Origin of the sequence: Pontivivens nitratireducens (assembly GCF_014235845.1) — a bacterium.
GTDB lineage: Bacteria > Pseudomonadota > Alphaproteobacteria > Rhodobacterales > Rhodobacteraceae > Pontivivens > Pontivivens nitratireducens.
In genome coordinates this window covers 375,112-396,513 of the sequence record NZ_JACJUQ010000001.1, presented here as the reverse complement: position 1 = coordinate 396,513, position 21,402 = coordinate 375,112, and the positions used below count along the sequence as shown (strand labels likewise).

At 62.5% G+C, this 21,402-nt stretch carries 21 protein-coding genes and 1 tRNA gene; 4 read left to right on the top strand and 18 right to left on the bottom strand.

Annotated elements, in window-relative coordinates:
• Positions 1-95: 95 nt before the first annotated feature.
• The 6 genes from H1S03_RS02150 to H1S03_RS02125 all read right to left on the bottom strand — a co-directional run bounded on the left by H1S03_RS02150 (position 96) and on the right by H1S03_RS02125 (position 5,996).
• Positions 96-1,100, bottom strand: a complete 1,005-nt coding sequence (locus tag H1S03_RS02150) for an ABC transporter ATP-binding protein (protein ID WP_185802925.1) — start codon at positions 1,098-1,100, stop codon at positions 96-98.
• Entirely contained in the window at positions 1,100-1,930 is an 831-nt protein-coding gene (locus tag H1S03_RS02145; RefSeq protein ID WP_166190779.1) for a carbohydrate ABC transporter permease, read from the bottom strand. Before H1S03_RS02145 ends, H1S03_RS02150 begins: the two co-directional genes overlap by 1 nt.
• A gap of 1 nt (position 1,931) precedes the next feature.
• Positions 1,932-2,804, bottom strand: a complete 873-nt coding sequence (locus tag H1S03_RS02140) for a carbohydrate ABC transporter permease (RefSeq protein WP_166190777.1) — start codon at positions 2,802-2,804, stop codon at positions 1,932-1,934.
• Positions 2,805-2,934: 130 nt separating this feature from the next.
• Entirely contained in the window at positions 2,935-4,239 is a 1,305-nt protein-coding gene (locus tag H1S03_RS02135) for an ABC transporter substrate-binding protein (protein ID WP_166190775.1), read from the bottom strand.
• A gap of 133 nt (positions 4,240-4,372) precedes the next feature.
• Positions 4,373-5,326: a sugar-binding transcriptional regulator gene (locus H1S03_RS02130; protein WP_185802924.1), complete on the bottom strand. Its 954-nt coding sequence runs from the start codon at positions 5,324-5,326 to the stop codon at positions 4,373-4,375.
• Complete coding sequence (locus H1S03_RS02125; protein ID WP_185802923.1) at positions 5,310-5,996, bottom strand: HAD family hydrolase; 687 nt, start codon at positions 5,994-5,996, stop codon at positions 5,310-5,312. Before H1S03_RS02125 ends, H1S03_RS02130 begins: the two co-directional genes overlap by 17 nt.
• A gap of 81 nt (positions 5,997-6,077) precedes the next feature.
• Between H1S03_RS02125 and H1S03_RS02120 the strand changes: the two genes are divergently transcribed.
• A complete protein-coding gene (locus H1S03_RS02120) occupies positions 6,078-7,340 on the top strand; it encodes an NAD(P)/FAD-dependent oxidoreductase (RefSeq protein WP_185802922.1) in 1,263 nt (420 codons plus the stop codon).
• Between the two features lie 20 nt (positions 7,341-7,360).
• On the opposite strand, the gene cobT is transcribed toward H1S03_RS02120, so the two are convergent.
• The gene (gene cobT, locus H1S03_RS02115) at positions 7,361-8,362 is read right to left on the bottom strand and encodes a nicotinate-nucleotide--dimethylbenzimidazole phosphoribosyltransferase (protein WP_185802921.1); all 1,002 of its coding nucleotides are present in this window, start codon (positions 8,360-8,362) and stop codon (positions 7,361-7,363) included.
• Positions 8,363-8,448: 86 nt separating this feature from the next.
• On the opposite strand from cobT, the gene H1S03_RS02110 reads away from it, so the two are divergent.
• Positions 8,449-9,201 (top strand): adenosylcobinamide-GDP ribazoletransferase, encoded by a 753-nt coding sequence (locus tag H1S03_RS02110; protein WP_185802920.1) that lies wholly within the window; start codon positions 8,449-8,451, stop codon positions 9,199-9,201.
• An 85-nt stretch (positions 9,202-9,286) separates the two neighbouring features.
• On the opposite strand, the gene H1S03_RS02105 is transcribed toward H1S03_RS02110, so the two are convergent.
• The 6 genes from H1S03_RS02105 to H1S03_RS02080 form a co-directional block, all read right to left on the bottom strand.
• Positions 9,287-9,805: a CarD family transcriptional regulator gene (locus tag H1S03_RS02105; protein WP_185802919.1), complete on the bottom strand. Its 519-nt coding sequence runs from the start codon at positions 9,803-9,805 to the stop codon at positions 9,287-9,289.
• Positions 9,806-10,129: 324 nt separating this feature from the next.
• Positions 10,130-10,468, bottom strand: coding sequence for a ferredoxin FdxA (fdxA, locus tag H1S03_RS02100; RefSeq protein WP_185802918.1), 339 nt, complete (start codon positions 10,466-10,468; stop codon positions 10,130-10,132).
• Positions 10,469-10,556: 88 nt separating this feature from the next.
• Entirely contained in the window at positions 10,557-10,925 is a 369-nt protein-coding gene (locus H1S03_RS02095; protein WP_185802917.1) for an RNA-binding S4 domain-containing protein, read from the bottom strand.
• On the bottom strand, positions 10,925-11,860 hold the full coding sequence (locus H1S03_RS02090) for an asparaginase (RefSeq protein WP_185802916.1): 936 nt from the start codon (positions 11,858-11,860) through the stop codon (positions 10,925-10,927). The genes H1S03_RS02095 and H1S03_RS02090 overlap by 1 nt, the downstream gene beginning before the upstream one ends.
• 7 nt (positions 11,861-11,867) lie before the next feature.
• Positions 11,868-14,837, bottom strand: coding sequence for a helicase-related protein (locus tag H1S03_RS02085; RefSeq protein WP_185802915.1), 2,970 nt, complete (start codon positions 14,835-14,837; stop codon positions 11,868-11,870).
• Between the two features lie 22 nt (positions 14,838-14,859).
• The gene (locus H1S03_RS02080; protein WP_166190753.1) at positions 14,860-15,405 is read right to left on the bottom strand and encodes a tetratricopeptide repeat protein; all 546 of its coding nucleotides are present in this window, start codon (positions 15,403-15,405) and stop codon (positions 14,860-14,862) included.
• Between the two features lie 67 nt (positions 15,406-15,472).
• Between H1S03_RS02080 and H1S03_RS02075 the strand changes: the two genes are divergently transcribed.
• Together H1S03_RS02075 and H1S03_RS02070 are read left to right on the top strand one after the other, a co-directional pair.
• Positions 15,473-15,763 carry an SCP2 sterol-binding domain-containing protein gene (locus H1S03_RS02075; RefSeq protein WP_166190751.1) on the top strand — a complete coding sequence of 97 codons (291 nt, stop codon included), beginning with the start codon at positions 15,473-15,475 and terminating at the stop codon, positions 15,761-15,763.
• Positions 15,756-16,694 carry an alpha/beta fold hydrolase gene (locus H1S03_RS02070; RefSeq protein ID WP_185802914.1) on the top strand — a complete coding sequence of 313 codons (939 nt, stop codon included), beginning with the start codon at positions 15,756-15,758 and terminating at the stop codon, positions 16,692-16,694. The genes H1S03_RS02075 and H1S03_RS02070 overlap by 8 nt, the downstream gene beginning before the upstream one ends.
• Here the strand turns inward: H1S03_RS02070 and H1S03_RS02065 are convergent.
• From H1S03_RS02065 to H1S03_RS02045, 5 genes are all read right to left on the bottom strand, one after another.
• On the bottom strand, positions 16,691-17,506 hold the full coding sequence (locus H1S03_RS02065) for an inositol monophosphatase family protein (RefSeq protein ID WP_185802913.1): 816 nt from the start codon (positions 17,504-17,506) through the stop codon (positions 16,691-16,693). The two genes, H1S03_RS02070 and H1S03_RS02065, sit on opposite strands and share 4 nt — an antisense overlap.
• 96 nt (positions 17,507-17,602) lie before the next feature.
• Positions 17,603-17,986 carry a helix-turn-helix domain-containing protein gene (locus H1S03_RS02060; RefSeq protein WP_166190744.1) on the bottom strand — a complete coding sequence of 128 codons (384 nt, stop codon included), beginning with the start codon at positions 17,984-17,986 and terminating at the stop codon, positions 17,603-17,605.
• Positions 17,987-18,388: 402 nt separating this feature from the next.
• Positions 18,389-20,206 carry a translational GTPase TypA gene (typA, locus tag H1S03_RS02055; RefSeq protein ID WP_185802912.1) on the bottom strand — a complete coding sequence of 606 codons (1,818 nt, stop codon included), beginning with the start codon at positions 20,204-20,206 and terminating at the stop codon, positions 18,389-18,391.
• Positions 20,207-20,337: 131 nt separating this feature from the next.
• Complete coding sequence (locus tag H1S03_RS02050) at positions 20,338-21,120, bottom strand: response regulator (protein ID WP_185802911.1); 783 nt, start codon at positions 21,118-21,120, stop codon at positions 20,338-20,340.
• Positions 21,121-21,223: 103 nt separating this feature from the next.
• Positions 21,224-21,308, bottom strand: a tRNA-Leu gene (locus H1S03_RS02045).
• Between the last annotated feature and the right edge of the window lie 94 nt (positions 21,309-21,402).

Below are 21,402 nucleotides of genomic sequence, written 5' to 3'. Positions count from 1 at the left end.
CGGTTTGCGCCATGGACGTGATCTGTCAGGGCGTTCATTTGTGCAATGGAAGCGATAAGGGGGGCGTCACATGCGCGACGCCCCGGTATCACGCATCAGTCCAGACGCAGCCCGTCCGGCCCGAAACGGTGCAGTTTGTCCGCCTCGGGTGTCATGTAGATCGTGTCCCCGTGGTGCACGTTCATCTCACCGCTGACACGCACCGTCATCAGGTCACACAGACCCGTGTCGTGAATGTGCAGGAAGGTATCGGAGCCGAGATGCTCGGACACGCCGACACGGCCCTTCCAGGTGCCGCTCTCGGTCGAGACGCCGATATGCTCGGGCCGGATGCCGATCGTGGTGGCGTTGTGCTGGGCAGCCTCGGGGCCTTCGATCAGGTTCATCTTGGGCGAACCGATGAAGCCCGCGACGAAGGTGTTGCGCGGCCGGTGGTAGAGTTCCAGCGGCCCGCCGACCTGCTCGATGACGCCTGCCTGCAACACGACGATCTTGTCCGCCATGGTCATGGCCTCAACCTGATCGTGGGTCACGTAGATCATCGTGGTGGCCAGCTTCTTGTGCAGCTCGCTGATCTCCATCCGCATTCCGACACGCAGGGCGGCGTCGAGGTTGGACAAAGGCTCATCGAACAGGAAGGCCGCAGGCTCACGCACGATGGCGCGGCCGATGGCGACCCGCTGGCGCTGACCGCCGGACAACTGACCGGGGCGGCGGTCCAGATAGGCCGACAGGTTGAGGACGCTGGCGGCGGCCTCGACCTTGGCGTCCTGCTCCTCCTTGCTCATCCCGGCCATGCGCAGGGGGAACGCGATGTTCTTGCGCACGCTCATATGCGGGTACAGGGCGTAGGACTGGAACACCATGGCCAGGCCACGCTTGGCCGGGGGTGTCTCGGTCGCGTCGCGTCCGTCGATCTGGATGTTGCCGGAGGTGACGTCCTCCAACCCCGCGATCAGGCGCATCAGCGTGGACTTGCCGCAACCCGACGGGCCGACGAAGACCACGAACTCGCCGTCGTTGATCTGAAGATCCAGCGGCGGGATGACTTCGACTTCACCGAACTTCTTGGTGATCTGGTTGAGAGTGATATTGCCCATTACTTTACGGCTCCGAATGTGAGGCCCCGGACGAGCTGTTTCTGAGAGAACCAACCCATGATCAGGATCGGCGCGATGGCCATTGTCGATGCGGCGGAGAGTTTGGCGTAGAACAGACCCTCCGGGCTGGAATAGCTGGCGATGAAGGCTGTCAACGGTGCCGCCTTCGCGGCCGTCAGGTTCAGCGTCCAGAATGCCTCATTCCAGGCCAGGATGATGTTGAGCAGCACGGTGGATGCGATCCCCGGCACCGCCATAGGCGTCAGCACGTAGAGGATTTCGGACTTGAGCGTCGCGCCATCCATTCGGGCCGCCTCAAGGATCTCACCGGGGATCTCCTTGAAGTAGGTGTAGAGCATCCAGACGATGATCGGCAGGTTGATCAGCGTCAGCACCACCACCAGCGCCACCCGGCTGTCCAGAACCCCCAGGTTGCGGCTGATCAGGTAGATCGGGATCAGCACGCCGACCGGCGGCAACATCTTCGTGGACAGCATCCACATCAGGACATCTTTGGTCCGCTTTCCCGGAACGAAGGCCATCGACCACGCGGCAGGCACCGCGATGATCAGACCCAGAACCGTGGACCCGACGGAGATGATGACCGAGTTCATGAAGTGCAGCGGATAGTTGGACCGCTCGTTCACGACGCCGTAATTCTCCAGCGTCCAGTCGAACCAGAACAGCGAGGGCGGATCGGAGATCGCCTCCGCCTCGGTTTTGAAGCTGGTCAGGATGGTCCAGAAGATCGGAAAGAAGATCGCCATCCCGATGGTCCAGGCCGCCAGCGTGGCGATCAGTTTGCGTTTTTGAGTTACTGCGCGTGCCATATCAAGCGTCCAGATTCTTGCCGATCATCCGCATCAGGAAGATCGCAACGATGTTGGCAAGGATGATGGCGACAACACCACCGGCGGAACCTTCCCCCACGTCATAGTTCAGCAGACTTTCCGCATAGACGAGGTAGGTCAGGTTTGTGCTCGCCGTGCCCGGACCGCCATTCGTGGTCACAAGGATTTCGGCGAAGATCGACAGCAGGAAAATCGTCTGGATCAGAATGACGACCGTGATCGCGCGGCTCAGATGCGGCAGCGTGATGAACCAGAAACGGCTGAGCGGACTGGCGCCATCCATCTCGGCCGCTTCCATCTGCTCGGAATCCAGAGACTGGATCGCGGTCAGCAGGATCAGCGTCGCGAAGGGCAGCCATTGCCAGCTGACGATCCCGATGATCGAGGCGAGCGGCGCCTGCGACAGGAAATCGTAAGGTTGCAGTCCCACCGCCTTCGCCGCGTAGGCAAACAGGCCGTTGACCGGGTTCATGAACATGTTCTTCCACACCAGCGCGGAAACGGTCGGCATCACGAAGAACGGTGCGATGACCAGAATACGCACGATGCCCTGCCCGAACATCGGCTGGTCCAGCAGGACCGCCAGCAGAACCCCCAGAACGACGGTGATGATCAGCACCCCCAGCACCAGGACCAGCGTGTTGACCAGCGCGTCCATGAAGGCGGGATTTGTCAGGAAGTTCTCGTAGTTACGGAACCCTACCCAACCCGTCCGGTCCGGCGTCAGCAGCCGGTAACGTCGGAATGAATAGTAGAGCGTCATACACAGCGGTATCAACATCCACCCCAGCAACAGGACTGTTGCGGGCGCGATCATGAAACGGGCAGCCGTGCGGGAATGCTGGGTCGACATGACATAGACTCCTAGTCTGCCGGATGAGGGACCATTGGCCCGCCCCCCATCCGACGACCTTGCAGCGGTTCAAGCAGGAATGCGCGGAGCGGTCGGGAAATCGCCCGCTCCGCGCGGTGGAATCGAAGGCTCAGTAGCCTGCGTCTTCCATTTCGTTGGTGGTCAGCTCCTGCGCGTTGGCAAGAGCGTCCTCAACGCTGGTCTGGCCGGCAAGCGCGGCGGAGAACTGCTGGCCGACCGCAGTCGCGATGCCCTGGAATTCAGGGATGGCAACGAACTGAACGCCGGTATAGGGGACCGGATCCACGCTCGGGTTGGTCGGATCAGCGGAGTTGATGCTGTCCAGCGTCATCTGTGCAAACGGAATGTCTGCATAGTTCTCGTTCTCGTAGAGCGAGGTGCGCGTGCCCGGAGGAACGTTCGCCCAGCCTTCGTTTTCGGCCACGAGAGCGGTGTACTCCTTGGAGGTCGCCCACTGCACGAACGCCTTGGCTGCCTCAGGCGAATCCGTGCCTGCGGGGATTGCCAGGGACCACGCCCACAGCCAGTTTCCGCGACGGCCCAGACCGTTATCGGGTGCCAGCGCGTAGCCGACCTGATCGGCAACCTGCGAGTCGTCGGGGTTGGACACGAAGGATGCCGCAACGGTCGCGTCGATCCACATGCCGCACTTGCCCGTCTGGAACAGAGTCAGGTTTTCGTTGAAGCCATTGTTCGACGCACCGGGAGGGCCGGATTCGTTCATCATGTCGATGTAGAAGTTCAGGGTGTTGGCCCATGCTTCGCTGTCGAACTGGGCGTTCCACTCCTCGTCGAACCACTTGCCGCCGAACGAGTTGTTCATGGCGGTCAGGAACGCCATGTTCTCACCCCAGCCGGCCTTGCCACGCAGGCAGATGCCGTAGATCTCGTTCTCACGATCGGTCATGGCCGCGGCAGCTTCACGAATGAAGTCCCAGGTCGGCGCGTCGGGCATTTCCAGACCGGCCTCTTCCATCAGGTCCTTGCGGTACATGACCATCGAGGATTCACCGTAGAAGGGCGCGGCGTACAGTTCACCATCGACCGTCAGACCGTCGCGGATGGCGGGCAGCAGGTCGTCAGCATCCCACTCCTCAGGCAGATCGTTGAGCGACAGCAACCAACCCTGCTTACCCCAGATCGGAACCTCATAGGTGCCGATGGTCATGACGTCGTACTGACCGCCATTGGTCGCGATGTCGGTGGTGACGCGCTGACGCAGAACGTTCTCTTCGAGGGTCACCCACTCCAGCTCGATGCCGGGGTTTTGTGCTTCGAATTCACTTGCCAGACCCTGCATCCGAACCATGTCGCCGTTGTTGACCGTCGCGATGGTCAGGGTTTGTGCGGATGCTACACTTGCAACCGTGCACAGGGCCGTAGCGCCCAAAAGGGCGCGCAATGTCGTATTCATCATTCCTCCCAATGCCCTTACCGGGCAAATGCTTATACAGTGGGCAAATACTCACAAAAGAAGTGATTCGAGTCAATACGCCTTCACGGGAGGGTGAGTCCAGAGCGCAAATCATTGAAATTAAAAGAGATAATTACGATTCAATCAGAATCGCTTCGGCCGTGCTCTCATCCGTGATCAACGCGTTGATCAGATTGCCGCGCAGTGCCGCCGCGATTGCAGAGACTTTTGCAGGCCCGTTCGCGATGCCGACGACCAGTTCCTCGGGGTTCTTGTCCAACGGAGCAGAGGCGACGCGATCATTGAAACCGCCGGTCACCACATGGCCCTCGCGGTTGAACACCCAGCTTGTAATCTCCCCCACGACATCGGCGGCGGACAGGGCGGCGACCTCCTGCCGTGTCATGAAACCATCCACGACCAGCGGGGCGTCCATGTCGATCTGTCCGACACCCACGAAAGTCACGTCAGCCTGCTTGCACAGTTCCAGCGTATTGTGGACCGGCTCCTGCGAGTGCAGGATTTTCCGTTCCTCCACGCTGCGGGCCAGCACGGGCAAGGGCATGGGGTAATGGCGCGCATCCACCCGTTCCGCCAGCCGAACGACCACATTGTAAGGGGTCGCGGACCCATCCGACATCATGTTGCCGAGGCGCGAGACGATGCGGTGATGCGGGCAGCTCATCGCTGGCAGATGTTCCAGACAGGCCCGCAGGGTGCGACCGGTTCCCAGCGCCAGGATCTTGGGTTCCTTTGCCTTCAGATGACGCTCCATCTCTACCGCGCCCGCAATCGCGACGCCGGTAATCAGGCCCGGTGCATCCGGGTCACTGGGGACGATTTCAGCGAAACGAAGCCCGAACCTGGTGGTCAGCGCCCGGCTCAATTCCATGCAGCGGGCGATGGGATGGTCCAGCCGGACCTTCACCAATTTTTCGCTTACCGCTGTTGAGACAAGCCGCTGCGCCGACTGGCGCGATACGCCAAGCTTTCGTGCAATCTCATCCTGAGTATTGCCTGCGACATAGTACAACCAGCCAGCCCGGGCGGCGTCGTCCAGTTTGCCGCTATCATCCCTGACCACCATGCGCATAGCCTCCCATTGTGAGTTGTGGCGCCAGTAAGCGCAGGTCGGACCAGTTGTCAAAGGTCGGCACAGTGTGGGGATGCTTCAAAATCCGCCCCTTCAGATGCTCCCCCCCGGTATAACGCAAGACGCGCATTTGTGCTGCCAGCGCCGCTGCGACCCCCGGAATGCTGTCCTCGATAACCAGACAGCGTGCGGGATCGACCCCCATCCTGCCGGCGGCATGCAGGAACAGATCCGGCGCCGGCTTGCCGCGCCTGATCTCGGAGGCGGTAAAGATATCCGCCCCGAACCGCCCGCTCAGCTTCGCGATGCGAAGCGAGTGCGAAACCCGCTCCGGGCTGCTGCTGGTGGCGACGCAACAAGGGGTCTGCAAGCTGTCCAACATTCCAACCAGTCCGGGTGTTGGTTGCAATTCACGCTCAAACACATCCAGCAGTTCATCACGATAACTTTGCTCGAATCCCTCAGGCAGCGCGACATGCCAGTTCTCGCGGATATCACGGGCCACGGTCGGAAAACTGCGCCCGACGAAATTCGCGCAGAAATAATCCATGTCCACATCAACCCCCAGATCGGCCAGAACCCGGATCAGCACACGCGCGCTCAACCCTTCGCTGTCGATCAGCACACCGTCGCAATCGAATATGATCAGATCGATATCGCTCATTTCCCGCCCTCACCTCTGGACGCACAAAAGCCTATCGGTCAGGATTTGTCATCGGTTCGCGGCGAATTTGATGGGGACGAGATGATCGAACCACCGGGCCTGTGGCGCGACACCTGCGCCGAGCATGTGGACAGCACTCCACTGATGGGCGACGTCACCACCGACGTGGCGGTGATCGGCGGAGGATTCACCGGCCTGTCCACGGCGCTGCATCTGGCGGAGGCAGGATGCGACGTGCATTTGCTGGAGGCATCAGCCATCGGCTCGGGTGCCTCGGGTCGCAATGTCGGGCTGGTCAATGCCGGGCTGTGGCTGTCGCCGCAGAAAATCCGGGCACGCCTGGGTGCGCAGATCGGGGGCAGGTTGGTTGAGGAACTGGGCCAGGCGCCGCGTCTCGTGTTCGATCTGATAGAACGCCATCAAATACAGTGCGAGGCGACGCGCGCGGGCACGATCCACGTCGCGCAAACGCCCCGCCAATGCGCCGACCTGCGCGAACGGGCGGAAATGTGGCAGGAACTCGGCGCGCCGGTAACACTTCTGGATGCGCAGCAAACCGCGGAACGCACGGGAAGCGCCTCCTTCATCGGCGGTCTGTTCGATGGACGGGCAGGAACGGTGCAGCCGCTGGGCTATGCGCGGGGGCTGGCGCGGGCGGCGCTCGGCGCGGGGGCGATGATCTCCAACCACAGTCGGGTGCGGGCAATCACGCGCGATCCCGACGGCAGCTGGCATCTGCATACCGCGCAGGGCAGTCTGGACGCCCGACGCATCGTGATCGCGACCAATGCACAGACCGGCGACCTGTGGCCCCGTCTCGACCGCTGTCAAAGCCGGATCGACTATTTCCAGCTTGCGAGCCAGCCACTGGGGGACCGCGCCGCCCATATCCTGCCCGCTGGCGAGGGCATCTGGAACTGCGGCACGATCATGATCTCTCTGCGGCGCGATCAGGCCGGGCGGATCATCCTCGGCTCCATGGGGCGGCTCGTGGAGACCGCGCGGCTCAGCGAACGTTGGGCGAGCCGGACCCTTGCGCGCCTGCTGCCCGATCTCGGCCCCGTTGAATGGCAGAGCGCGTGGCACGGCACGATTGGAACGACCCCGGATAAGCTGCCCAGAATCGTGCAACTGGATCGAGACGTTTTCGCCCCGTTTGGATATAACGGGCGTGGCATCGCGCCGGGCACGGCGTTCGGCATGGGGCTGGCGCGGCTGCTGACCGGGACGGGTTCCTGTGCCCTGCCGCTGAGCGCACCGCAGCCCTTGCGCGCGCCCCGCACCTATGCCCGCGCGCTGGATGCGGCACTGTTGGCGCGAAAGGCATTCGGCACGATGTTCTAGCCGACATTCTAGCCCACATGCTAGCCGTCTGCGACCCCCGCCTCATCAAAGGTGGCCATGCCCGAATGGCAGGCCAAGGCGGCGCGGACGATGTGAATGGCAAGAGCGGCACCAGACCCCTCGCCCAATCGCAATCCCAGATCCAGCAGCGGCTCCAGACCCATCGCGTCCAGCAGACGTGCATGCGCCCCCTCCGCCGACAGATGCCCGGCCACGCAATGCGCCACCGCGTCGGAATCGACCCTGTGCAGCACCAGTGCGGCGGTGGAACAGATAAAACCGTCCAGCACGACGGGAATGCGCAAGCTGCGGGCCCGTGCGATGGCCCCCGCCATAGCCGCGATTTCCCGCCCGCCCAGTGCCGCGAGCACCGCCAGCGGATCGCGCGACGGGTTTGCGGCAAGGCCGCGATCGACAACCTCGGCCTTTCGCGCCAGCCCGTCATCGTCCACACCCGTGCCGCGTCCCACCCAATCCGCGCCTGAACCACCCAGCAGCGCCGCCGCAATCGCCGCGGCGGAGGTGGTGTTGCCGATCCCCATCTCACCCACAACCAGCAGATCCGTGGTGACGTCCACGGCGTTCCACCCGGTATCGAAGGCGGCGGTGCAGTCCTGTGCGCTCATCGCCGGGTCTTGGGTGAAGTCCTGCGTGGGGCGGTCGAGTTCGAGTGCGTGAACATCCATTCGCGCCGCCGCATCCCTTGCCAACTGGTTGATCGCAGCGCCGCCCTGCTGAAAATTCGCGACCATCTGCGCGGTAACCTCGGCCGGAAAAGCAGAAACCCCCTGTCCCGTGATGCCATGATTGCCGGCAAAGACGATGACCTGAGGGGTCAAGACACGCGGCGCCGCGTGCCCGCGCCATCCGGCATACCAGATCGCCAGATCCTCCAGCCGCCCCAGCGCGCCGGGCGGCTTGGTCAACATCTCGTTTCGCGCCCGCGCTGCGGTGCGTGCAACCATATCGACGTCAGGGCGCTGTGCGATCCGGGCGGAAATATCGGGGAGGGTCGCGGTCATCGGCAATATCCTTGGCTGGCAGCGTCAGGCAAGGCATAACGGCGCGGCTACGCCCACGTAACCCCCTACGCGCCGTCAGGACCGCCATGAACGAAACGCCCCCCGCAATCGAAGTGCACGACATTCCCGTCGCCTTCAGCCTGCTGACACGCCTGCCGGTCCCGGTCGATCATGCCCGCGCGGGTCTGCGAGGCGCGCGGGCCGGATGGGCGTGGCCCCTGGTCGGCGCGATCCTTGGCGCAGTGGCGGGCGCGGTGGGATGGGCTGCGATGTGGATCGGCTTGTCCCCGACACTGTCCGCAGGCCTTGCGCTGGCCGTTCTGGTGCTGATGACCGGCGCGTTGCATGAGGACGGGCTGGCCGATTGCGCCGATGGTCTGGGCGGCGGTCGCGACAAGTCCCGTGCATTGGACATCATGAAGGACAGCCGCGTCGGCGCGTTTGGCGTGGTGGCGCTTTTGCTCGCGCTCGGTTTGCGCTGGCAAAGCCTCGCCCTGTTCGATGGGGCGGGGCTGCTCGTGGCGATGATGCTGAGCGGGGCGGCCTCGCGCGCGGTGATGCTGGCGGTGATGGCATGGATGCCGCTCGCCCGAAGCGAAGGCCTGTCCGCCTCCACCGGTCAGCCGAGGGGGGTGACGGTTGCGATCGGCACCGGACTGACATTGATCGCGGTTCTGCTGATCGCCCCGGCCAGCCTGATCGCAATCGTGCTTCTGCCCCTGCCCCTCATCATACTGGCCCTGCGAAAGATCGGTGGGCAGACCGGTGACGTTCTGGGCGGCGTGCAGCAACTGGCCGAAATCGGCTGTCTGCTGGTATTGAGCGTGGTGTATTCCTGATCTTCCAGATCGGAGGACGATACGACTGAGGCCGCCCGATGCGGACGGCCTCAAACATTTCTATTCATCGTGGAGCGGTGAGGCCTCAGGCCGCTGCGGCCCGTGCCTCCAGCACCGCGTCGATCTTGGACTGGGCGGAGGCTTCCTCGACCCCGTCCACAGCCGCGACTTCGCGTGTCAGACGTTCCAGCGCCGCCTCATACAGCTGACGCTCGGAATAGGATTGCTCACGCTGATCATCGTTGCGGTGCAGGTCGCGCACGACTTCCGCGATGGAAATCAGATCGCCGGAGTTGATCTTCTGCTCGTATTCCTGCGCACGACGCGACCACATCGCCTTTTTGACTCGGGCGCGGCCCTTGAGCGTATCCAACGCCTTTTCGACGATATCGGGCGAGGACAGCGACCGCATTCCCACCGAAGTCGCCTTCGCCGTCGGGACGCGCAATGTCATCTTGTCCTTTTCGAAGGAAATGACAAACAGCTCCATTGAGATGCCTGCGATTTCCTGCTCTTCTACAGCGGTGATGCGCCCGACGCCATGCGCCGGATATACGATGAAATCGTTGGGTCGAAATTCGTTGCCCGTCTTCGCCTTGGTCATATTTGTATCCCTTGCATTGAGTGTGGGTCCACAAAGGCGATCAAAAACCCAGCGCACGGCAATTGCCTCCGTACACCCGGCTCAAGACATCCTGATCGAGACTGCGCCGCCCTCGCCCCCGACGGGATCGAACGCTCACCACATATATGAAGATTATATAGCACACGTGACGTGCAATTTCAATTTGCACGCACGCCTCGACAATGCAGATGCTGCGTCGCACCCTTAAAAAGCGCGCATCATGCAACCTGAAGTTGAAAATTGACGTTACGATAACGATTCAAACCGCACAAGACCCTATGACGGGGCCGAGCAGCGAATCGCTCAGCCCCCCTCCCCCGGCGCCTCGGAGAAGTGGGTTTCCAGCTTGTTGGCCGTGCCGTCCAGTTCCTCTGCTTCGGGCAACTGGTCCTTCTTGGTGATGATGACGGGCCACGCCTCGGAGTATTTTCGATTGAATTCGACCCAGCTTTCCATGTCCGGCTCGGTATCCGGGCGGATCGCGTCGGCCGGGCATTCCGGTTCGCACACGCCGCAATCGATGCATTCGTCGGGATGGATCACCAGCATGTTCTCACCCTCGTAGAAACAATCAACGGGGCAGACCTCCACGCAATCGGTATACTTGCAGGCGATGCAGTTGTCGGTGACGACATAGGTCATTGTCGGATTGTCCTCGAGGCAGCGGGATTTCAAGCGTCGTTCGGCCCGATTTAGCCCCCGTTCCGCGATGGTGCAAGGTCTCGCCGGTTCAACTGTCCGGGTCCTGGGACAAAAGCGCATCGGTCGCACGGCGGTCCCGCTTGGTCGGGCGCCCACCCACCCGTTCGGGCGCTGCGGAACGTTCGCGCGGTTGGGGCGGATCCAGATCGGTATAAAGCGTTTGTGCCTCAGGTGCGGGTCCGCGCCGCTCACCCAGCACCTCCACCTGTATCCTGCGGATATGCTCGTCCTTGGCGAAGGTCACGACATCGCCCACCCGAACGGGGGAGGCCGGCTTGGACACCCGTGTTCCGTTCACCCGACACCCGGAGGTCTGCACCACCTTGGCGGCGAGGGTCCGTGTCTTGAAAAAACGGGCCTGCCACAGCCACTTGTCGATGCGCAACGTCTCTCCCATCACGACATTTCCCCTGCGACAGGCCGCGCCATGGCATCGGCCAGGTCATTCCCGCGCAAGCCCTGTGCCAACAACCAGCCCAGCTTCGTCACGGCGGCAGGCGTGGTCAGATCGCCACCGGGGATCAGGCCCAGCTGCGCCACACTCGCACCCGCCGCATAGGTGCGGGCGGCGACCTGACCTCCGCCGGTCTGCGTGACGACGACGATTTCCTGTCCACGTCTGCGCGCGAGCATCAGCCCCGCATGAAACGATGTCCCCTCCCCCGGCATATTGCCGGAGCCGAAGGCTTCCACCACCAGACCGGGCAGATGAGCAAAGCCGCCCAGAGCCTCGGCCCCGATGCCGGGATAAAGCTTTAGCACGCCGACAGGTGAGATCTGACGTCCGGTGAACGGATGCGCGAACTGCACAGACTCGGCCCCGTTCAGCGCCGGGAAGTTCGGCGAACAGAAGGCCTCTGGGTTCTGCGCATGACATTTGACCGCCCGATTGCCGCGCAGCAAGGCTCCACCAAAGGCAATCATCACCTCTGCTCGGGGGCTTCGCGCCGCCACATCCAAAGCCAGTTCCGCGTTCGCCGCCGCGTCGCTACCCTCGGATTGCATCGGAATCTGAGCGCCGGTCAGCACCACCGGCGCGCCCAGATCGTGCAGCAGGAACGACAGAGCCGCTGCCGTGTAGGCCATCGTATCGGTGCCGTGCAGGATCACCAGCCCACCTGAAATATCACACGAAAGGTCCGCGATCGTCTGCCAATCCTGCGGCCCCATCGCGCTGGAATCCAGCAAATGCGGTGTTTCGAGCCAGTGGAAATCGCGCGCCGTCACGGCGGCGCGAAAGGCCCCCTCGAACGCGGCATCCGGACCGAGGCCATCCGGCCCCGGCCTCATGCCGATGGTGCCCCCGGTATAGAGGACTGTAACAGGCCGCATCAGTGGATCACTTCTTGTCCTTCAGGGCCATCAGCGCCGCAAAGGGATTGTCGGGATCAATAGGCTTTTCGCTGCGCTGCGGGCGGGCGCTGTGGGTCTGAGGCTTGTTGCCGCGCCCCTTTTCACCCGGCTTGCCGCCCTTGCTGTCAGGCTTGCGCCCACGGCCCTTGCCGCCCTTGCCCTGCGGACGACCGCCGGATTTTTCACCGCCTGCGTCGGACGCATCGCGGCGGGGACCAGAATTGCGGTTGCCGCGCGCTTTCGGCGCCCAGGTGAAGGTGTAAAACACCTCCTGCTCCTCGGGCTTGGCCTGCGCCGGTGTATCGGCCACGGCTTCTGGCGCGGGAGTTTCCTCGGCTATTTCGGCGGAGGCCGGGGCCGCGTCCGGCGGGATCGCATCCGCGACCTGCTCCGCCGATTCCGTCGCAGGCTCGACCACGACCTCGGCCGTGATATCCAGCGCGTCGGCGGGCTTATCATCTGCCACAGGTTCGGCAGGGGTCGGCTCAGCGGGGGTCGGTTCGGCAGGAGCGGATTCGGTGGAGGTAGATTCTGCGGTGGTCGCTTCGTCAGTTTTCGGCGTGGCCGCAGCGGCAGCCGGCTTGACCTTTGCCCGCTCACCCTTCTCGGCCTTGTATCCCAGACCGCTCATCAGATCGGCGAACTGATCCAGCGTCAGACCGGTGATCGACAGCATGTCCGGGTTCGCCTCGAACCCGCCGCGCGTGTCCTGACCGCGGATCATGTCGGCCAGACGCTCCAGCATGTCGATGCGGATCGCCCGCTCACCAGCCAGACGGTATCCGGCCATCGGGTAGTAACCGTGCGGAGCATCCTTGACAGCAGGCACCGTGACCAGACCGGGGGGCGGTGCCTCGGGGAATTCATCGAGCCCTTGGGCCAAGCTCCACAACACCAGTCGCAGCCGGGTCGGCGCAGGTTTGAGCAGCAACGGCTGGAACAGGGTGAACTGACCGAAGCGCACGCCATGCTTGCGCAGCATTCCGCGTGCGTCCTGCTCCAGCGACTTGACGTCCTGAGCAACTTCACCGCGCGGCAGCACGCCCATATTCTCAACAATGCGGAACGCGATGCCCTTCGCCAGACCGGTCATCGCCTCATCGTCGCGCAATGCGATCAGCGGTTCGAACAGCGCCGCGATCTTGCGGTCCAGCCAGTGGCCAAGACGACGTTTGACCTTTTCGGCCACGTCGGGTCCTGCCTCGTCATCGACGAAGACCTCGATCTGGGGCGACAATATGTCCGCCCCCTTGCACATCTTGCCGACGGCATGTTCGCCCCACATCAGGCCGCCCTGTTCGGTGACGTCGATTTCCTTGTCGGGCGCGTTATAAAACTTGTCGGAGGACAGGTTGTATTGCGGTTGCAACGCCGCCAGAGCTGCGGATCGCAACGTCTTCGCCTCCTCGGCGGTGGCGGTGGGATCTAGCTGGAAGCGGAAGCCCGAAAGACGGCCTACGAACTGGCCCTCCACTGACACTTCACCTTTGTCGTTCACGTCGGCCACGAGGCCCTCCTTCTGTTTCAACCGGCGCATGAGCACGGATGTGCGCCGATCGACGAATCGTTGTGTCAGGGCCGCGTGCAGCGCATCCGACAATCTGTCTTCTACCGCACGGGTTTCCCCACGCCAATGCTCGGGATCACTCAACCATCCCTTGCGTTGCGCCACATAGGTCCATGTGCGCACGAAAGCCAGTCTTTTGCTGATCGCGTCGATGTCACCGTGCACCTTGTCGATGCGTTTGACCCTGTGCGCCAGCCAATCGTCGGGAATCGTGCCACCGTCCAGCAGGAACCCGTGGATCCGGCTGAGCAGGCTGGCATGTTCCGCCGCCGCGACCTTGCGAAAATCCGGCACCTGGCAGACATCCCACAACATGCGCACCTCGGGGCCCTGACGCACCTTGTCGTGCATCTCGGGCAAGGCCCACAGTGTGCGCAGCGCCAGCAGATCGTCCGCCTCGCGCGCGCGCTGCAAGTCGGGATGTTCGGGCGGCACCTCAAGCGAGCGCAGCAGCGCCTCCACCGTGCCAAATTCCAGCCGAGAGTTGCGCCATTGCAGTTTCTTGATGGGGGCGAAGCGGTGTTCCTCGATCGCCTCGGCCATGTCGGGGTCCAGCGGCTCCGCCTCACCGGTCGTGCCGAAGGTGCCGTCATTGGTATAGCGCCCTGCCCGGCCCGCGATCTGCGCCAACTCGTTGGGCATCAGATGTCGAAAACGCCGCCCGTCGAACTTGGCCGTACCAGCAAAGGCCACGTGGTTGATGTCGAGGTTCAGACCCATCCCGATGGCATCGGTCGCCACCAGATGATCCACATCGCCGTTCTGGTACAACTCCACTTGGGCATTTCGCGTCCGAGGGCTGAGCGCGCCCATCACCACCGCCGCGCCACCCTTTTGCCGGCGCAGCAGTTCCGCCATCGCATAGACGCCATCGACCGAGAACCCCACGATAGCGGATCGTGCGGGCATGCGGCTGGTCTTCTTGCCACCAGTATATGTCAGTTTCGACAACCGCTCACGCCGGATGAACCGCGCCTCGGGGATCAGGTTGGAAATCCGCGACCGCATCGTGTCCGCACCCAGAAACAACGTCTCATGCAATCCACGCGCGTTCAGCAGCCGGTCGGTAAAGACGTAACCGCGGTCCGGGTCGGCGCATAGCTGGATCTCATCCACGGCCAGAAAGTCCAGCGCCATCGGCGGCATCGCCTCGACCGTACAGATCCAGTAGGTCGCGCGCGGCGGCACGATCCGCTCCTCCCCCGTCAGCAGCGCCACGACCGACGGGCCGCGCACTGCAACGATGCGGTCATAGACCTCACGCGCCAGCAGGCGCAGCGGAAAGCCCATGATGCCGTTGCGATGGCCAAGCATACGCTCGATGGCGTAGTGCGTTTTCCCAGTGTTCGTGGGGCCGAGTACAGCCGTAACGGTGCGGTCGCGAGTCATGAAGGTCCGGTCTTAGAAAGGGTCAGGCGTCGGCGCTGAGCATGCGGCCCAGGCGGTCCAACGCGTCAGTCACCGCAGGCTGGTGCGGATTCAGCGCATCGGCCATGCGAAATGCGGCCAGTGCCCGAGGGTAGTCTCCGATCTCTTCCAATATCAGGCCCAGGCCGGTCATCGCCCCGTAATGCTGCGGGTTCAGGGCCAATGTCACGCGAATGTCCGCGACGCTCAACCCATATTCGCCTTGCAGGAAATAGGCCGTTGCCCGCCCGTTCCACGCCTCCGCGAAATCTGGGGCGTGATCTATCGCGGCACTGAAATGCTCGACCGCGCGCAACAGGTCATTCTGCGCCAGCGCGTCCTCCCCCCGTTTCAGCAGGAAATCCACCGCAGGGGATCCCGATCGCGACCAGCGTCGCTGAATTTCGGCCTGAATTCCGGGCACATCACGGGCGTCGGGTTGCGCCAGTTGCCCCATCAGATCCGACAGGGTCCGGTCCTGCGCCATCCCCGGCAGGGCCAGTGATAACGCCACGGCAAGGCTTGTCAGAGCGATTGATACCTGTCTCATGAACGTTAAGGTAACACCGATATTTTCAATTGCGAGGCCTGCCTCGCGCCAGATCAAGGATAACGACATGAGTACAATCGTGGACATGGCCGTCACCGCCCTGCGTGAGAAAATCGGCGACGGGTTCGACGACGGTTCGATCAAGTTCGTGATCGAGGACGAAGGCGCGGTGCGCATCGACGAAAGCGGCGTCAAGGAAGACGATTCCGATGCCGACTGCACCCTGATCGCGGATGCCGACACCTTTCAGGACATCCTGTCGGGCGAACTGAACCCGACCTCCGCCTTCATGGGTGGCAAGCTCAAGATCGAGGGCGATATGGGCCTCGCCATGAAGCTGGGTTCGGTCCTTGGCTGAGCCTGCCCCCCTGCATTCGGATCTGTCCGGTGCCCCTGCGGGGGGCACCGCGACCTTTCACCGGACCAGCGACGGGATACGGGTGCGTATCGCCACATGGTCAGGTGGCACTCGCGGCACCGCGCTGATTCTGCCCGGCCGCACGGAATACATCGAAAAATACGCGCAGGTGATTGCGCATCTGATCGGAATGGGCTTCAGCGTTGCCTGTATCGACTGGCGCGGTCAGGGCCTGTCCACCCGGATCAACGACACGACCGAGCTGGGCCACGTCAAACATTTCTGGGAATACCAGCATGATGTCGCCAGCTTGCTGTCGGCAGTCGCGGACATGCCCCGCCCTCTGCACATGTTCGCGCATTCCATGGGCGGCGCGATCGGATTGCGGGCGCTGATCGAGGGGCTTCCTGCGGCCTCCGCCAGTTTTTCCGCCCCGATGTGGGGTTTGCATCTGCCTGCACTACAGGGATTCTTCGCGCCGTTCATTCTGCGCACCTTGCGCATATTCGGTCAGGGGGAAAATTTCGCCCCCGGTGCACGCGGGGCGGAGCATGTCGCCCTGCGCGGTTACAAGGGCAACCCGCTGACCACCGATCCCGAGCAATATCGCCGGATGCAAATGCTGATCGAGGAAATTCCGGATCTGGCACTGGGCCCCCCCTCCGTCGGCTGGCTGGCCGCCGCGTTCGATGAGATGGACGCCCTGTTCGACACCGACCTGCCGGAGCTGCCAATCCTCGCCGGATGCGGCACCGGCGACACGGTTGTCAGCTATTCCGCCGTGGTCAGCCAGTTGGAGCGGATGCGCCGCGCGACCTTCGTCAATGTCGAGGGGGCAAAGCATGAATTGTGGATGGAGCGTCCCGAACTGCGCGATCCCTTCTGGGATGCAATCTCCCGTCACATCGCCAAGGTGGAGGCGACCCTCTAACCGCGCAACAATTGCATCGCTGCGGCATGAACCTCGGTATTCGCGGCGGCGATGACTTGCCCGCCGCGATGCACGGGGCCGCCCTGCCAGTCGGTGACGATCCCTCCCGCAGCGGCAACCACGGCCATCGGTCCCTGAATGTCATAGGAATTCAGCCCGGCCTCGATCACCAGATCGACCCCGCCCAGGGCCAGCAGGGCATAACCGTAGCAATCCAGACCATAGCGCGTCAGCCGCACCTGATCGCGCACCCGGTCAAAGGCGGCACGCTCATCCGAGTGGCCGATTTCCGGAAAGGTCGTCAGCAGGATCGCCTCATCCAGACCGCGTGCGGCACGGGTCCTCAGCGGCCCGACAAACCCGCCACGATGCAGCTCCGCCCGGCCGAAACCTCCGACGAAGCGCTCGTCCATGTAGGGCTGATCCACGATGCCGAACAGCGGCGCACCGCCGGCATTGACTGCAATCAGGACGCCCCAGGTCGCCGCCCCGGCCAGAAAGGCGCGGGTCCCGTCGATCGGGTCCAGCACCCAGGTCAGGCCGCTTTTCGAAGGTGTGGTGCCTTCCTCCTCCCCCTCGATCCCGTCTTCGGGGCGCAAATCCGACAGTACCCTGCGCATTGCCCGCTCCGCCGCCCGGTCCGCATCCGTCACGGGATCGAAGCCAGCGGGCTCCTTGTTGTCGGCACACAGATCGCGGTTCCTGAAATAGGGAAGGATCGCGCTGCGGGCCGCATCGGCCAATGTGTGAGCGACCCCTCTCAGCTCCGCCTCCAGTTCAGGATCGAGCGTCCGGGTGGTGCTGTCGGTCATGGATATCTCCCGCAGGGGGCCGTGCCGGCCCGGCACCGCCCGGAGATTCCATATCGCTCCCCATGGGTCAAGCCGACTGCCGCGCCGCTGCGCCGCTCACGCGACGTCGCTCAACACCCGCGCAAGGTCGAACAGGCGGCGGCGCTGCTCCTCGGGGATGGAGTAATACGAGCGCACCAGCTCCTGCGCCTCACGATCCACCATCAGATCGCCCTTTTCCTTCGGCGCGTCGATATCGGCCATTGCCGCATCGCGCACGTCAGCATCCAGACCCTCGAAGAAAAAGCCGATCGACACTTTCATGGCGTGGGCGATGTCCCACAGACGCGAGGCACTGACCCGGTTCATTCCGGTCTCGTATTTCTGGATTTGCTGAAACTTGATTCCCACCAGATCGCCAAGTTGCTGCTGGGTCATTCCCACCATCCAACGACGGTGACGAATACGTTTGCCTACATGCACATCTACAGGATGCTTCATACCACGCTCCACTTGCTCTGGCCCCTAAACTCTCAGGTATATATGCAAGAACTGTGCCAGCTTTGAATTGAGGCGAAATCAGGCAGATGAGGTGCGGGACTGGAACGGAAAAAATTTTCAGCATGGTGAACGTAAGCCTGCATCCTAAGGCTGCAACATGTTCTTGCCACAATCGCATACAGGGCATTTTGCATTTTGCATTGCATTTTGCACACAACCAGAAGTTTATTGCAAAATGCGAATATTGGCGCGGCCTACCTATTTCAATCACCCTATGCAATTTTGCCGCGAGTAGTAGTGTACCTCAGCGAACTACCGGCTTCGGATAACGTCGATCCTAAAGGTCAAAAATGAAACGGGCCCGCGTATGGCAGGCCCGTTTCCGTACGATGCAAGAGGGGTTCACCCCGCCGCGCGCGACTGGCGCTTGCGCTCGTTCGGATCCAGATACCGCTTGCGCAGGCGGATGGAACCGGGGGTGACTTCGACCAGTTCGTCATTGTCGATATAGGCAATGGCCTCCTCCAGACTCATCCGCAGCGGTGTGGTCAGAACCACGGCATCGTCCTTGCCGGAGGCGCGCACGTTGCTGAGTTTCTTGCCCTTGAGGGGGTTCACTTCCAAATCGTTGTCACGGCTATGCTCCCCCAGGATCATGCCCTGATAGACCTTCTCACCCGCGCCGATGAAGAACTTGCCACGATCCTCCAGGTTGAAAATCGCGTAGGGAACGCTGGTGCCCGTCTCCATCGAGATCAGAACCCCCTGACGCCGCCCTTGGATTGCGCCCTTGTACTCGGCCCATGAATGGAACACGCGGTTCAGAACGCCGGTGCCCCGGGTATCGGTCAGAAACTCACCATGATAGCCGATCAGACCGCGCGAAGGCACAGTCGCCACGATCCGTGTCTTGCCACCGCCGGCGGTGCGCATTTCCTGCAACTCGCCCTTACGCTGGCTCAACTTTTCGACGACGACACCGGAATATTCCTCGTCCACATCGACGGTGACTTCCTCAATCGGCTCCATGCGCTTGCCGTCTTCCTCACGGAACAGAACCTGCGGGCGGGACACGGAGAGTTCGAAGCCCTCGCGGCGCATGTTCTCGATCAGGACACCCATCTGAAGTTCGCCACGACCGGCCACCTCGAACGCCTCCCCTCCGGGAGTGTCGGTCACCTTGATCGCGACGTTTGATTCGGCTTCCTTCATCAGGCGATCGCGGATCACGCGGGACTGCACCTTGTCACCGTCCTGACCGGCCAGCGGGCTGTCGTTGATGCCAAAGGTAACGGTGATGGTCGGCGGATCGATCGGCTGCGCCGGGATCGCCTCATTCACCGACATGTCGCAGAGCGTATCAGCCACGGTCGACTTGCTCATCCCGGCGATCGAGACGATGTCCCCCGCCTCGGCCACGTCGATGGGCTGTTGACCCAAACCGCGGAAGGCGAGGATCTTGGTGGCGCGGAACCGCTCCAACTCCTTGCCGTCACGGCTCAACACCTTGATCTGGGTGCCGGCGCGCAGGGTGCCGCTTTCAACGCGACCGGTGAGGATGCGGCCCAGAAACGGATCGCCGCCCAGGGTGGTGGCCAGCATGGTGAACGGCTCCTCCCGACGCGCGATCTGCGCGGGGGCCGGCACGTGGCTGACGACCATCTTGTAGAGCGCGTCCAGATTCTTGCGATCCCCCTCAAGCGTATCGTCCGCCCAGCCATTGCGGCCGGAGGCGTAGAGAACGGGGAAATCAAGCTGATGCTCATCCGCGTCCAGGTTCGCGAACAGGTCGAACACCTCATCCAGCGCTCGGTCGGGTTCCGCGTCAGGCTTATCCACCTTGTTGAGAACGACGATGGGGCGCAGGCCCAGCGCCAGCGCCTTGGAGGTTACGAATTTCGTCTGGGGCATCGGCCCCTCGGCGGCGTCAACCAGCAGCACGACGCCGTCAACCATCGAAAGGATACGCTCCACCTCACCACCGAAATCGGCGTGACCGGGCGTGTCCACGATGTTGATGCGGATGCCGTTCCATTCGACGCTGGTCGCCTTGGCGAGGATGGTAATCCCCCGCTCACGTTCCAGATCGTTGCTGTCCATCGCGCGCTCTGCGACGGCCTGATTTTCGCGGAAGGAGCCGGACTGCTTGAGCAGCTCATCGACGAGCGTCGTCTTGCCGTGGTCCACGTGCGCGATGATCGCGATGTTGCGAAGGTCCATTCGGATATCCTATCGGTGCGGGAAACTATCGCGCGCGTTCAACATCATTTTTGCCCGTATGGCCAGCACAGATTGCCCTGTTCCATGATGACAGAGCTGATCCGTGGCCCTGACGCAGCGCCAAAACCCGGCTAAACTTGCCTTGCCGTCAGGTTTTCGTCGTCCATCCCGTCTATCATATCTGCAAGCCCCATGGCCAGATCCCGTGCGCTATCGACGCCTGATTGGAATCTGTCCAGAAGCTGCGACAGCTGAGTCAAACCACCGTCCCGCGCCAATGAGCGCAGGAATTGCAGGGGATACAGCAACTGCCCCTCGCGCCCTGACAATACGGCCTTCAGGATGTGAATTCGTGCTTCTTGCAGATCACGTCGCAGCAAGGCAGACGACGCCATCGGCATCTGGCTCTGAAGTGACGGTGCGTCCCGTCCCGCCTGCGTGAGGATTTCAGACAGGAACGTGGCGGCGCTCAGGGGTTTTTCCAGGAAGTGATCCGCGCCAGCGGCCAGGGAATCGCGCGCGATCTCGTCGTCACCTGATACGACAATCAGGCGTGGACGGGTGGCACCCATCAGCCACAACCGCCGGATCAGACGCAAACCATTTCCATCGGGCAATCCCGGATCGACCAGAACGGTATCCGGGGCGAAGCTGCGCAGGTGCCGGTTTGCGGAACTCAAACTGTCCGCCCATCGCACTCGCGCCCCGATGGACCGCAACAGCAAGCTGTATGCGTCCGCCGCACAGGCGCTATCCTCCACAATCAGGACGGAGGGGATCGCAATCGGGCGGCAGATCGTTACAGGCAGCTCTTCCTCCCGACGGAAGGTGAGGCCCACCACATTATCCGACTTATAGGTGCTGTCCCTGTCATCGCCGATCCGAACCATGGAGCCTCCCTGTCTTTGGGACATGCTCTGCAAGATTAGCGAATAAACCGTTAAGACGGCCCACGCTCACGACGCGTGGGACAAAAACAAGATAAAAACGAGCATTTTCAATGGTAGAACAAGGCTCTGGTACCCGTGGCCGGACTCGAACCGGCAAGCCTTGCGGCGGCGGATTTTGAATCCGCTGCGTCTACCAGTTCCGCCACACGGGCCCAGTGCCCCTCCGATAGCCTGAGCCGGATCGGCCCGTCAAGCACCTGCCATGCTTTGGCCCGCAAATATCCGTACCACAAGATTGCGCTCTCA